This window comes from Mycetocola spongiae (assembly GCF_020424085.1).
GTDB classification, from domain to species: domain Bacteria; phylum Actinomycetota; class Actinomycetes; order Actinomycetales; family Microbacteriaceae; genus Mycetocola; species Mycetocola spongiae.
This window is the reverse complement of sequence record NZ_CP080203.1, coordinates 695,696-709,057: the sequence shown is the minus strand read 5'-3', so window position 1 is coordinate 709,057 and position 13,362 is coordinate 695,696. Positions and strand designations below refer to the sequence as shown.

Genomic DNA, 13,362 nt, shown 5'->3' with positions numbered 1-13,362 from the left:
AAGCCCCGGGGGCCCATCCAGAAGGATGGGCCCCCGAGGTTTTTCTGGACGGGAGCACCCCACCCCGATATACTTTCCTTAGGAAAATAGTTTAAGGGGGAGACGATGGCGCGAAGGCTGGACGCACATCGCGGCGCGGGGGAGTATGAGCCCGGGGTCACCTATGACTCGCCCTTGCTCACCTCGCTGATCCGGGTGATCACCCACTGGTCACACCCGGATACCATGGCGCATATCGCCCGCGAGTCTGGGGTGGACGTGGAGACCACCGATATCCCCTGCCTCTTTGCCCTGGCGCGGGTGAGCCGGCTGCGCCCCGGGGACCTCGCGCATGAGCTGCGGCTGACGGCCTCCTCGATGAGTAAGCAGCTCGCGCGCCTCGCCGCCGCGGGGCTGGTGGTGCGGCTTCCCGATCCCGAGGACGCGCGGGCCTCGCTAGTTTCACTCACCCCCGCCGGCGTATCGGTGGCGGAGCGGCTCAGCGCCGGGGGAGACCGCATGATCGCGGAAATCCTCGCCGAGTGGAGCGAGCCCGATATCGCGGTGCTCACCGAATATTTTGGTCGTTTTGCGCGCCGCGCCACGGCCCCTCTAGACGCCGCGGTACCCGCCGCGACCCCCAAAAAATAACGCAAGGAGAAGCACATGTCGCTCTATGTTGTCACCGGATCCGGGTCGGGGATGGGGCGCGCAAGCGCCGAGCAGTTGATCGCCCAGGGCCACGAGGTGCTGGGCATCGACCTGCGCGATGCCGATATCATCGCCGATCTCTCCACCGCCGAGGGCCGCGCGCAGGCCGTGGCCACCGTCCTGGAAAAATCCGCTGGACGCCTCGATGGCGCCGTATTGGCCGCGGGAGTGGGCCCGATCCCGGGTCGCGAAATGCTCACCGCAAGCGTGAACTATCTGGGCGTGACCGAGCTGCTGCTGGGGCTGCGCCCGGCACTCGCGGCCGCGGGAAACTCAAAGGTTGTGGTGTACGCCTCCAATGCTGCCACCACCACCCCGGGCGTTCCCGACGCCCTGGTTTCGGCGTTCCTGGATAATAATCTCGAGGCCATCCCGGAGCTGATCGCTCCCTTTGGCGAGTATGCCTCCGCGCTGGTGTACGGCGCCTCCAAGCTGGCGCTGAGCCGCTGGCTGCGCCGCACGGCCGTGACCCCGGAGTGGGCGGGCAGCGGGATTCGCCTGAACGCGATTGCGCCGGGGGCGATCCTGACTCCGCTTCTGCAGAGCCAGCTGGACGGACCCAACGGCGATGCCGTGCGCTCGTTCCCGATCCCGATCGGCTCCTTCGGCAGTGCCGAGCAGATCGCGGCCTGGACCACGTTTATGCTCAGCCCCGCGGCCGATTTTATGGCCGGTGCCATCGTCTTTGTGGATGGCGGAACCGATGCGCTGATCCGCGCAAACGACTGGCCCGTCGCGGCCGCACTGCCCTCCGCATAGGTCATCCCCGGTCGGCCACCCGCGGGTGGCCGACCGATACCGCGTCCCCGAGGAGGCCCGTTTTTAATCCCGTTGTTACCAAAATTCATCGCGTGATCACTCCTGGCGTAACCAATGTGATCCCAATGTCGGTGGTCCCGCGTAGACTTCAGGGGTGTCGATTTCAAAGGTAGATTCCCTTAATACTCTGAGTGTCCGCGGTGCCCGGGTGCATAACCTGCGCAACGTTAATCTGGACATCCCGCGCAACTCGCTTGTGGTCTTCACGGGCCTGTCCGGCTCGGGAAAATCCTCACTCGCGTTTGACACCATCTTCGCCGAGGGGCAGCGCCGCTATGTGGAGTCGCTCTCGGCCTATGCCCGCCAGTTTTTGGGCCAGGTGGATCGCCCGGACGTGGACTTCATCGAGGGGCTGAGCCCCGCGGTATCCATCGACCAAAAATCCACCAACCGCAACCCGCGCTCCACCGTCGGCACCATCACCGAGGTCTGGGACTATATGCGCCTGCTCTGGGCGCGCATCGGCGTGCCGCACTGCCCGCAGTGTGGCGAGCCCATCCAAAAACAAACGGTTCAGCAGATCGCCGATCAGCTCATGGAGCTGGAATCCGGCACCCGCTATATGGTCATGAGCCCCGTGGTTTCGCAGAAGAAGGGCGAGTTTGTTGACCTCTTCGCCGAGCTGGCCGCCGCGGGCTATTCGCGCGCAGTGGTTGACGGCGAGCAGATCCAGCTGAGCGAGCCGCCCAAGCTCAAAAAGAGCTTTAAGCACGATATCTCCGTGGTGGTAGACCGCCTCGTGGCCGGCCCCGAGCTGATGGGCCGCCTCACCGACTCCCTCGAAACGGCCCTGCGCCTGACCGATGGCATCGTGCAGATCAAATTTGTGGACATCGAGGGCGAGGAGGGGCTGCGCAGCTATAGCGAGAAGCTCTCCTGCCCCAATAATCACCCCATCAGCCTCACCGAGATTGAGCCGCGCACATTCTCGTTTAACGCCCCGTTTGGTGCCTGCCCCGAGTGCACCGGCCTCGGCACCCGGATGAGCGTGGACGAAGACCTCCTGATCGGCGATCCCGAGGCCAGCATCAGCGAGGGCGTGATTGTCCCGTGGTCCACGCAGGGTAAGGGCCTCTATCAGTACTACGAGAAGCTGCTTGTGGGCCTGTCCGAGGACCTCGATTTCTCCCTGAAGACCCCGTGGAACGAGTTGCCCGAGGAGACCCGCGAGGCCGTGCTGCGCGGCAATAACTTCAAGGTCAAGGTGCGCTATAAAAACCGCTTCGGCCGCGAGATGTCCTATACCTCCGGCTTTGAGGGCGTCATGCCCTATATCGAGCGGCAGTATATGCAGGCCGAGACCGATGCCCAGCGTCAGCGCTGGACCGAATACCTGCGCGAGGTGCCGTGCCACGTATGTCACGGCAAGCGGCTGAAGCCCGAGGTGCTCTCGGTGCTGATCAACGGCGAAAACATCTCCGATATCGCCGAGCTGAGCCTCATCGACTCGCGCGCGTTTATGGACACCATGGTGCTCACCGAGCGCGAGGCCAAGATCGGCGCGCAGGTATTGCGCGAGATTAAGCTGCGCCTCGACTTCCTGATCCAGGTGGGCCTCAACTACCTCAACCTCGCGCGCTCCGCGGGCTCGCTCTCGGGTGGCGAGGCGCAGCGAATTCGCCTGGCCACGCAGATCGGCTCGGGCCTGACCGGTGTGCTTTATGTTTTGGACGAGCCGAGCATCGGCCTGCACCAGCGCGATAACCGTCGCCTCATCGAAACCCTCATCACCCTGCGCGATCTGGGCAATACCCTGATCGTGGTGGAGCACGATGAGGACACCATCCGCACCGCCGACTGGATCGTAGACATCGGCCCCGGCGCGGGTGTAAACGGCGGCCGCGTGGTGCACTCGGGCGATTATGAGGGGCTGCTGGCCAATACCGAGTCCTTCACGGGCGATTACCTCTCGGGTCGCCGCGCCATCTCGCCGCCCAGCGTGCGCCGCCCGATCGATCGCTCGCGCATGCTGCACGTTGTGGGTGCGCAGGAAAATAACCTGCGCAAGGTAGACGCCGATTTCCCGCTGGGCACGTTTGTGGCCGTCACCGGGGTATCCGGATCGGGTAAGTCCACGCTGGTCAACGACATCCTGTACCGGGTGCTTGCCAATAAGCTCAACGGCGCGCGCCGCGTGGCCGGCAAGCACGTGCGGGTCACCGGCCTGGAGCACCTCGATAAGGTCATCCACGTGGACCAGGCCCCCATCGGCCGCACCCCGCGCTCCAACCCCGCCACCTATACCGGCGTTTTTGATCGCATCCGCACGCTGTTCTCGGAAACCAATGAGGCCAAGGTGCGCGGCTATCTGCCCGGGCGCTTTAGCTTCAACGTTAAGGGCGGGCGCTGCGAGGCCTGCTCGGGCGATGGCACGATCAAGATCGAGATGAACTTCCTGCCCGATGTTTATGTGGCCTGTGAGGTATGCCACGGTGCGCGATATAACCGCGATACCCTCGCGGTGCACTATAAGGGCAAAAACATCGCCGAGGTGCTGGATATGCCCATCGCCGAGGCGGCCGAGTTCTTCGAGCCGATCACCGCGATTCACCGCTTCCTGAAGACCCTCGTGGAGGTGGGCCTGGGCTATGTGCGCCTCGGTCAGAGCGCCACAACCCTCTCGGGCGGCGAGGCGCAGCGCGTGAAGCTTGCCACCGAGCTGCAGAAGCGCACCAATGGCCGCAGCGTATATGTGCTGGATGAGCCCACCACGGGCTTGCACTTCGAGGATGTGCGTAAGCTCCTGCTGGTGCTTGACGGCCTGGTAGATAAGGGCAATACCGTCATCACGATCGAGCATAATCTCGACGTCATTAAATCCGCCGACTGGGTGATCGACATGGGTCCCGAGGGTGGTGCCGGCGGCGGTACCATCATCGCCACGGGCACGCCCGAGCAGGTGGCCGCGGTGCCCGAGAGCTTCACGGGGCAGTTCCTGAAGGAAATCTTCGACGCCAATCCGGTGCGCTTTGAGCGCACGCTCCCCAAGGCCGTTCAGGCCCCGGTGGCGCCCGCAAAGAAGGGCGCCAAGAAGGCCCCCGCCAAGAAGGCGGCACCCAAGAAGGCTGCACCGAAAAAAACGGCCGCGGCATCCGCCGGGGCCGGCGGCGAGGCTCCCGCCCCGAAGGCTGCGCCCAAGCGTGGGCGCTCCTCCAAGGTGGTCACCACGCAGGGCGCCCCCACCAAAACGGCACGCGCGGCCCGGAATACCCCCGACGCATAAATGGCCGACACCCTCAGCTATCGCCCGAAGGCGGGGGAGATCCCCACCAGCCCCGGCGTCTATCGGTTTTCCGATGCGTCGGGGCGGGTGCTCTACGTGGGCAAGGCCAAAAACCTGCGTGCCCGCCTGAGCAATTATTTTGCACCCCTGCGCAGCCTGCATGAGCGCACGCGGCGTATGGTCACCTCCGCGGCGGGGGTGGACTGGACCGTGGTGGGCAGCGACGTCGAGGCGCTGCAGCTCGAATTCACCTGGATCAAGGAGTTTGATCCGCCCTTTAACGTGAAATTCCGCGACGATAAAACCTACCCCTATCTCGCGGTCACGATGGCCGATGAGGCCCCCCGGGTCACGGTCACGCGCAATAAAAAGATTCGCGGTGCCAAGTATTTTGGCCCGTATCCAAAAATCTGGGCGGTGCACGAAACCATCGCGCTGATGTTAAAGGCCTTCCCGATCCGCACGTGTTCCGATTCCAACTATAAGCGCGCGATGACCTCCGGCCGCCCCTGTTTTGCCGGCCAGATCGGCAAGTGTGGGGGGCCGTGCTCGGGCAAGGTGACCATCGAGGAGCACCGCAAGATCGTCAACGATTTTGTGGCCTTCCTCGGGGGCGGCGATCGCCGCTTTGTCACCGAGCTGACCCGCAAAATGAAGGCCGCCTCCGCCGAGATGGACTATGAGGCCGCCGCCAAATATCGCGATGGCCTGCTCTCGCTTGAGGCCGTGCTGGAAAAGAGCGCCGTGGTGCTCAGCGAATCGATGGACGCCGATGTATTTGGGCTGGCCCACGACGAACTCTCCGCCGCTGTGCACCAGTTCATGGTGCGACAGGGACGCATCCGCGGCGTGAAGTCCTGGACGGTGGATAAGGAGATGGAGCTCGACGCGGGGGAACTCGTGGACGGCATCATCCAGCGCGTCTATATCGAGGCCGATGCCGCGGAGATCCCGCGGCAGATCATCGTGCCCGAGCTGCCCGAGGATCACGAGGCCCTGGAGGATATCCTCACGGCTCGCCGCGGGGGAGGGCGCGTGGAGCTGCGTGCCGCGCAGCGCGGCGAAAAGGCCGCCCTGATGCAGACGGCCACAATCAACGCGCAAAACGCCCTCAAACTGTATAAAACGCGGCGCACGGCCGATTTTGCCGCGCGTTCCCAGGCCCTCGCCGATATCCAGGAGGCCATCGGCATGGATAATGCGCCCCTGCGCATCGAATGTTATGACGCCTCACACCTGCAGGGCACCAATATCGTGGCCTCGATGGTGGTTTTTGAGGACGGCCTGCCGCGCAAGGATCAATACCGCCGCTTTAACGTGGCGGAGTCCACCGACGATACCGATTCGCTCTATCAGGTGATCAGCCGCCGGCTCGCGTATCTCGGCGAGGAGAGCGCCGAGCCCGAGATTCTCGACCCGGGGGAGGTGGTCGCGAAGCCCCAAAAATTCGCCTATCCTCCCCAGCTACTCATCGTGGATGGAGGCCAGCCCCAGGTGGCCGCGGCCGCGCGCGCCCTCGCCGAAGCGGGCCGCACCGATATTCAGCTCGCGGGCATCGCCAAGCGGCTCGAGGAGCTCTGGCTGCCCGATAGCGATTATCCCGTGATTTTGCCGAGAAATAGTGAGGCACTTTTCCTCATTCAGCGCGTGCGAGACGAGGCACACCGCTTTGCAATTACGCATCAGCGGGCGCGTCGCAAGAACGACATCGGCACGGTATTGGGCACGGTTCCGGGCCTCGGACCCACCCGCAGCGCGGCACTCCTGAAACACTTCGGATCGGTCACGCGCCTGCGGGCAGCCACCCCCGAGGCCATCCAGGAGGTGGCCGGAATTGGGCCCGCTCTTGCCGAGGCCATCCACGAAACGCTCCAAGCCCGATAAGCTGGAAGCTACGCGTGTCACGCAGGACACGCCGAAGGGACACGGCATATGAGTACCGAAATCGACGACGTTCCGCAGCAGGAGGTTCTGATTGTCACCGGCATGTCCGGCGCCGGTCGCTCCACCGTTGCCAACGCGCTGGAGGACCTCGACTGGTATGTGGTGGATAACCTCCCCCCGCAGATGCTGCGTCCCCTGGTGGACCTCGCCGAGCGTGCCGAGGGAGCACTGCCCAAGATCGCCGTGATCGTGGACGTGCGCGGCCGCGATTTTTTTGGTGACCTTCAGGCCATGATCCAGAGCCTGCGCGAGGGCACCAAGCTGCGGGTGATCTTCCTCGATGCCTCCGATGCGGTGCTGGTGCGCCGCTTCGAGGCCGTGCGCCGGCCGCACCCGTTGCAGGGCGGCGGAACCACGCTGGATGGCATCGCCACCGAGCGTGCACGTTTGGCCACGATTCGCGAATCCAGCGATATCGTGATCGATACCACCGACCTGAATGTGCACCAGCTCTCCACCAAAATTCGCGATTATTTCGCCGCCGAGGGCACCCCCGGGGTGCAGCTCTCGGTGATGAGTTTTGGTTTCAAATATGGATTACCGCCCGACGCCGATATGGTTGCAGATGCACGTTTCATTCCGAACCCCTTCTGGATTCCAGAATTGCGCCCGTTCACCGGGCAAGATTCGGCGGTCAGTGAATACGTGTTCTCCCAGCCGGGCGTCGAGGAATTCGTCGCCAGCTACCTAAACGTGTTGGGGCCGGTACTCGCCGGCTACCAGCGTGAAAACAAGCGGCACGCCATGCTTGCAATCGGGTGCACGGGCGGTAAACACCGTTCCGTCGCGATTGCAACCAAGATTGCCGCCGCCCTGGCGGAGTTCCCGGGTGTTGCGGTGAGCCTTTCTCACCGAGACCTGGGGCGCGAATAGTGCCGGGCAAATCTAAATCCTCAGATTCAACGATTGGAACACGCGTGGCATTGACCGACGAGGTCAAAAAAGAACTCACCTCGGTTGTCTCGACCAAGACGACCGTGCGCGCAGCGGAGCTCACCAGCATCCTGCGCTTTAGTGGTGGACTTCACCTGATTAACCAGCGACTGGCCATTGAGGCCGAGGTCGATACCCCCGAATTAGTACGTCGCGTACGCAAGGACCTGGCGGAGCTGTACGGCATCCGCAGCGAGGCCGGACGGATTGCCCCCTCGGGCTCCCGCCGCGCCGAGTATTTCCTCGTCCGGGTCCTGGATGGCGAGACCCTCGCCCGCCAGACCGGGCTCATGGATCAGCGTCGTCGCCCCATCCGCGGCCTGCCGAATAAGCTCACCACCGGAGGCCGCGAGGAACTCGCCGGCATCTGGCGTGGGGCCTTCCTGGCCCGGGGAACGCTCACCGATCCGGGTCGCAGTGCGGCCCTCGAAATCACCTGCCCCACCAATGAGTCGGCCATGGCCCTCGTGGGTGCCGCCGGCCGCCTGGGTATCCCCGCCAAGGCGCGCGAGGTGCGGGGCATTCACCGCGTGGTCATCCGTGACGGCGAGGCCATCGGCGCGATGCTTGTGCAGATGGGTGCCGCGGGAACCGTGGCCGAGTGGGAGGCACTGCGTCAGCGCCGCGAGGTGCGCGCCACAGCCAACCGCCTGGTGAACTTCGACGATGCAAACCTCCGCCGCTCGGCCCAGGCCGCCGTTGCGGCTTGCGCCCGCGTGGAGCGCGCCATGGAGATCCTCGGCGAGGACATCCCCGATCACCTCAAATATGCGGGCCAGCTGCGTCTGGCACACCGCGAGGCGAGCCTCGATGAGCTGGGCCACCAGGCCGAGCCGCCGATGACAAAGGACGCAATCGCCGGTCGCATCCGTCGCCTGCTGGCGATGGCCGATAAGCGCGCGCAGGAAAAGGGCATTCCCGGTACGGATGCCAACCTGCCCGGAGACCTCGACGAGGTTTAAAACATCTGCCGGGAATATTTCGTTCGCACATAGCGGACGGAATATTCCCGGCATTCTGCATGTTGCCTAAAGTAGGCTGAGTACATCACTCAACAGTGTCCCGCGAAGAATATTCGCGGTGAAGAGGAAAAAGAGGAGAACGGTTTAATGGCTATTTACACCCTTCCGGACCTGGGTTACGACTACGGAGCACTGGAGCCCGCGATCAGCGGTCGGATCATGGAGCTGCACCACTCCAAGCACCACCAGGCATATGTGACGGGAGCCAATACGGCCCTCGAGCAGCTTGCCGAGGCCCGCGACGCCGGAAACCTCGCCAACGTGAATAAGCTTCAGAAGGACCTCGCGTTTAACCTCGGTGGCCACATCAACCACTCGATCTTCTGGACCAATATGTCGGCCGAGGGTGGGGATAAGCCCACCGGTGAGCTCGCCGCCGCGATTGATAACTTCTTCGGTTCATTCGAGAAGTTCCAGGCCCACTTCACCGCCGCCGCACTCGGCGTGCAGGGCTCGGGATGGTCGGTTCTGGCCTGGGACGCCGTGGGCCAGCAGCTCATCGTCCAGCAGTTCTTTGACCAGCAGTCAAACTTCCCCGCCGGCATCATTCCCGTGCTGATGCTTGACGTGTGGGAGCACGCGTATTACCTGGACTACCAGAACGTGCGCGCCGACTACGTGAAGGCCTTCTGGAACATCGTGGACTGGGAAAACGTGCAGAAGCGTTTCGAGAACGCACGGTCTAACGCGAATGGCCTCCTGGTACTCTCGTAAGTGACAGAGAAGTCCCGGACAGCTCCTGCTGTCCGGGACTTTTCCCGTTTTTGCGCAACGGCTTTACACACAAAAAATGAGCGCCAACTCGGCGCCACCAGCGACTGGAGAAATCCTTGACCGTCAAAATCGGTATTAACGGCTTTGGCCGTATCGGCCGTAACTACTTCCGTGCCGCCCTCGCCAAGGGCAGCGACATTGAGATCGTCGCCGTCAACGACCTGACCGACAATAAGACTCTCGCCCACCTCCTCAAGTACGACTCCATCACCGGTCGTCTTGACGCCGAGGTTTCGTTCACCGATGACGCCATCGTGGTGGACGGTACCGAGATCAAGTCCTTCGCCGAGCGCGACCCCGCCAACATCCCCTGGGGCGAGCTCGGAGTGGACATCGTCATCGAGTCCACCGGCTTCTTCACCAAGGCCGACCTGGCCCGCAAGCACATCGAGGCCGGCGCCAAGAAGGTCCTCATCTCCGCTCCCGCGAGCGGCGAGGACGCCACGTTTGTCATGGGTGTTAACGACCACCTGTACGACCCCGAGAACCACCACATCATCTCGAACGCCTCGTGCACCACGAACTGCCTCGCGCCCCTGGCCAAGGTATTCAACGATAACTTCGGCATCGAGCGTGGCCTGATGACCACCATCCACGCCTATACCGCAGACCAGAACCTGCAGGACGGCCCGCACAGCGACCTGCGCCGCGCCCGCGCCGCCGGCGTAAACATCGTGCCGACCTCCACCGGTGCCGCCAAGGCCATCGGCGTGGTTATGCCCGAGCTCAAGGGCAAGCTGGACGGCTTCGCCCTGCGCGTGCCGGTACCCACCGGTTCGATCACCGACCTCACCGTGGAGGCCTCGCGCGAGGTCACCGTCGAGGAGATCAAGGCCGCCTATAAGGCTGCCGCCGAGTCCGGCCCGCTGAAGGGTATCCTGAAGTACACCGAGGACGAGATCGTATCCAGCGATATCGTCACCGACCCGCACTCCTCGATCTTCGATGCCGGCCTCATCCGCGTGCACGGTAACCAGGTGAAGCTGTCGTCCTGGTACGACAACGAGTGGGGCTACTCCAACCGCCTCGTGGACCTCACCGTCCTCGTCGGTTCCAAGCTCTAACCAAACTGAAGGAAGCTCGCGAAGCCATGACGCTCCGTACTCTTGACACCCTGGGTGATCTCGCTGGAAAGCGTGTCATCGTCCGCGCCGATCTTAACGTCCCCCTAAAGGACGGCGAGATCACCGACGATGGCCGCATCCGCGCCTCACTGCCCACCATCAACGCGCTCCTCTCGCAGGGTGCGCGCGTGATCCTGATCTCCCACCTGGGCCGCCCCAAGGGCGCCCCGGAGGCCCAGTACTCCCTCGCCCCCGTGGCCGTTCGGCTTGCCGAACTGCTGGGGCGCGAGGTGGACTTCGCCACCGATACCGTGGGTGATAGCGCCCATGAGGTTGTGGATCAGCTCACCGATGGATCCGTGGCACTGCTGGAAAACCTCCGCTTCAACGCGGGGGAGACCGCCAAGGAAGAGTCCGAGCGTCGTGGCTTCGCGGGCGAACTCGCCGGCCTGGGAGACGCCCTTGTCTCCGATGGTTTTGGCGTTGTTCACCGCAAGCAGGCGAGCGTTTATGAGCTCGCCGAATTGCTCCCGAGCGCCGCGGGCCTGCTGATTGCCGCGGAACTCACGGTCCTCGACCGCCTGACCGAGACCCCCGAGCGCCCCTATGCGGTGGTTCTGGGTGGCTCGAAGGTCTCCGATAAGCTCGGCGTGATTGGGCACCTGCTGCCCAAGGTGGATCGCCTGCTGATCGGCGGCGGAATGCTCTTTACCTTCCTCGCCGCCCAGGGCTATAAGGTGGGCGCGAGCCTGCTGGAGGCCGACCAGATCGAGACCGTGCGCGGTTATCTGGCCGAGGCCACGCGCCTGGGCGTGGATATCGTCCTGCCCACCGATGTGGTGGTGGCCGCGGCCTTTGCGCCCGATGCCGCACACGAGGTGCGCCCCGTGGAATCCATCGAGGACGCCACGTTTGGCGCCTCGGGCCTGGGCCTGGATATCGGTCCCGATACCGCCGCCAATTTTGCCCGCATCATCGCGTCCTCCAAGACCGTATTCTGGAACGGCCCGATGGGCGTCTTCGAATTTGATGCCTTCGCCGGCGGCACGCGTGCCGTGGCCCAGTCTCTCACCGAGGTTGACGGCCTGAGCGTGGTGGGCGGGGGAGACTCCGCCGCCGCCGTGCGCGCGCTAGGCTTTAGCGACGATCAGTTCGGACACATTTCTACCGGTGGTGGCGCGAGCCTCGAATTCCTCGAGGGAAAGCGCCTGCCGGGCCTGGAGGTTTTGGGATGGTAAACACTCGCACCGCGCTTATTGCCGGTAACTGGAAGATGAACCTGGATCACCTCCAGGCCATCGCGTTTGTACAGAAGCTCGCCTGGGCGCTGGACGATGCCAAGCACGATTACGCCGCCGTGGAGGTCGCCGTATTCCCCCCGTTCACCGATCTGCGCAGCGTACAGACGCTGATCTCGGCCGATAAGCTGAAGGTCGCCTTTGGCGCCCAGGACGTATCGGCTCAGGAGTCCGGTGCCTATACCGGCGAGATCTCGGCCGCATTCCTGGCCAAGCTTGACGCGCAGTATGTCATCATCGGGCACTCCGAGCGACGCACGCTGCATAACGAGACCGACGAGGTGGTGGCGGCCAAGACCGCCGCGGCCCTGAAGCATAAGCTCGTCCCCGTGATCTGCGTGGGCGAGACCGCCGAGGACCTCGAGAAGCACGGCCCGAGCGCCGTGCCCGTGGCACAGCTTGAGGTTGCCCTCGGCCAGGTGTCCGCGGACTCCGAGATCGTGGTGGCCTATGAGCCCGTCTGGGCCATCGGCTCCGGCCAGGCGGCCACGCCCGAGCAGGCCGAGCAGGTCTGCGCCGCGCTGCGGAGCACGCTGCGCGAGAAGCTCGGCGATGCCATCGCCGACCGCACCCGCATCCTCTACGGTGGCTCGGTGAAGTCCAGCAATATCGCCGGCTTCATGCGCGAACCCAATGTGGACGGCGCCCTCGTGGGCGGCGCAAGCCTCGACGTGAACGAGTTCGCGGGCATCGCCCGTTTCCCGCAGCACGTCGGTCTCTAAAAAACTCCGGTTCGTCATCCGTGGCCGTGTCCACGGATGACGAACCTTTTCTTCGGGTGTGGTGCTATTTCGCGGCGTGGTCCGCGGGGTGTCCCGCGGCACCGGGTAGAATAGCCAGAGATGTGCGTCGGAATCCCGCCGATGTCACGGTATACTTGAGCGGATCGCGCGACCGCGTGTTCCGCCGCATGAAAGGTCCTTCGTGGAGATTCTTCAGGTCGTCCTGCAGGTGTTGCTGGGCATTACCAGCCTCCTGCTCACATTCCTCATCCTGCTGCACAAGGGGCGTGGTGGCGGACTCTCCGACATGTTCGGTGGTGGAGTTTCCTCCAACCTCGGCGCGTCCGGTGTGGCCGAGCGCAACCTTAACCGCATCACGGTCATCCTTGGCCTCGTGTGGTTTGCATCAATCGTGGCGCTGGGCTTGATCACCAAGTTCCAGTCCGTCATCTAAGTAGGAGTAAATATGGCTGCCGGAGGTAGTGCAATTCGGGGATCCCGCGTCGGTGCGGGTCCCATGGGCGAGCAGGATCACGGCTATCACGCCGAGCGCGTGGCGGTGTCGTACTGGGATGCCCTGGGCAATCAGACGGTTCGTTATTTCGCGGCAAATCTGCCCGATGAGGAAATCCCCGAGACCATCGATAGCCCCGCAAGTGGGCTGCCCGCCGGTCGCGATAAGGAAAACCCGCCGGAGCTGGCGAAGCTTGAGCCGTATAAAACCCACCTCGCGTACGTGAAGGAGCGTCGCACCGAGGAGGAGGCAGCCGGCCTGCTGGAGGACGCCCTGCAGCAGCTGCGCGAGCGTCGCGGAACGGCCACGGCCAAGAAATAATTTGAGCGGGAGACCGCTGCGCACTGCCCCCGAGGAGA

12 protein-coding genes are annotated in these 13,362 nt (G+C 63.8%); all 12 read left to right on the top strand.

Annotated features, from left to right (window positions below; genetic code table 11):
* The first annotated feature begins 105 nt into the window (after nucleotides 1-105).
* Nucleotides 106-630, top strand: coding sequence for a MarR family winged helix-turn-helix transcriptional regulator (locus KXZ72_RS03370; protein WP_226082322.1), 525 nt, complete (start codon nucleotides 106-108; stop codon nucleotides 628-630).
* Nucleotides 631-645: 15 nt separating this feature from the next.
* Nucleotides 646-1,449, top strand: a complete 804-nt coding sequence (locus tag KXZ72_RS03365) for an SDR family oxidoreductase (RefSeq protein WP_226082321.1) — start codon at nucleotides 646-648, stop codon at nucleotides 1,447-1,449.
* Nucleotides 1,450-1,603: 154 nt separating this feature from the next.
* The gene (gene uvrA / locus KXZ72_RS03360; RefSeq protein WP_226082320.1) at nucleotides 1,604-4,732 is read left to right on the top strand and encodes an excinuclease ABC subunit UvrA; all 3,129 of its coding nucleotides are present in this window, start codon (nucleotides 1,604-1,606) and stop codon (nucleotides 4,730-4,732) included.
* Nucleotides 4,733-6,616 carry an excinuclease ABC subunit UvrC gene (gene uvrC / locus KXZ72_RS03355; protein ID WP_226082319.1) on the top strand — a complete coding sequence of 628 codons (1,884 nt, stop codon included), beginning with the start codon at nucleotides 4,733-4,735 and terminating at the stop codon, nucleotides 6,614-6,616. It abuts the gene before it with no gap.
* A gap of 48 nt (nucleotides 6,617-6,664) precedes the next feature.
* Nucleotides 6,665-7,549: an RNase adapter RapZ gene (gene rapZ / locus KXZ72_RS03350; RefSeq protein ID WP_226082318.1), complete on the top strand. Its 885-nt coding sequence runs from the start codon at nucleotides 6,665-6,667 to the stop codon at nucleotides 7,547-7,549.
* A 44-nt stretch (nucleotides 7,550-7,593) separates the two neighbouring features.
* Nucleotides 7,594-8,571 carry a DNA-binding protein WhiA gene (gene whiA, locus KXZ72_RS03345; RefSeq protein ID WP_226082317.1) on the top strand — a complete coding sequence of 326 codons (978 nt, stop codon included), beginning with the start codon at nucleotides 7,594-7,596 and terminating at the stop codon, nucleotides 8,569-8,571.
* Between the two features lie 147 nt (nucleotides 8,572-8,718).
* A complete protein-coding gene (locus tag KXZ72_RS03340) occupies nucleotides 8,719-9,345 on the top strand; it encodes a superoxide dismutase (RefSeq protein WP_226082316.1) in 627 nt (208 codons plus the stop codon).
* Nucleotides 9,346-9,461: 116 nt separating this feature from the next.
* The gene (gene gap / locus KXZ72_RS03335; protein ID WP_226082315.1) at nucleotides 9,462-10,469 is read left to right on the top strand and encodes a type I glyceraldehyde-3-phosphate dehydrogenase; all 1,008 of its coding nucleotides are present in this window, start codon (nucleotides 9,462-9,464) and stop codon (nucleotides 10,467-10,469) included.
* 26 nt (nucleotides 10,470-10,495) lie between these two features.
* On the top strand, nucleotides 10,496-11,707 hold the full coding sequence (locus tag KXZ72_RS03330) for a phosphoglycerate kinase (protein ID WP_226082314.1): 1,212 nt from the start codon (nucleotides 10,496-10,498) through the stop codon (nucleotides 11,705-11,707).
* Entirely contained in the window at nucleotides 11,701-12,489 is a 789-nt protein-coding gene (gene tpiA / locus KXZ72_RS03325; protein ID WP_226082313.1) for a triose-phosphate isomerase, read from the top strand. The genes KXZ72_RS03330 and tpiA overlap by 7 nt, the downstream gene beginning before the upstream one ends.
* Before the next feature lie 202 nt (nucleotides 12,490-12,691).
* The gene (secG, locus tag KXZ72_RS03320) at nucleotides 12,692-12,943 is read left to right on the top strand and encodes a preprotein translocase subunit SecG (protein WP_226082312.1); all 252 of its coding nucleotides are present in this window, start codon (nucleotides 12,692-12,694) and stop codon (nucleotides 12,941-12,943) included.
* Nucleotides 12,944-12,955: 12 nt separating this feature from the next.
* Nucleotides 12,956-13,324: an RNA polymerase-binding protein RbpA gene (locus KXZ72_RS03315; RefSeq protein WP_226082311.1), complete on the top strand. Its 369-nt coding sequence runs from the start codon at nucleotides 12,956-12,958 to the stop codon at nucleotides 13,322-13,324.
* Nucleotides 13,325-13,362: the final 38 nt, after the last annotated feature.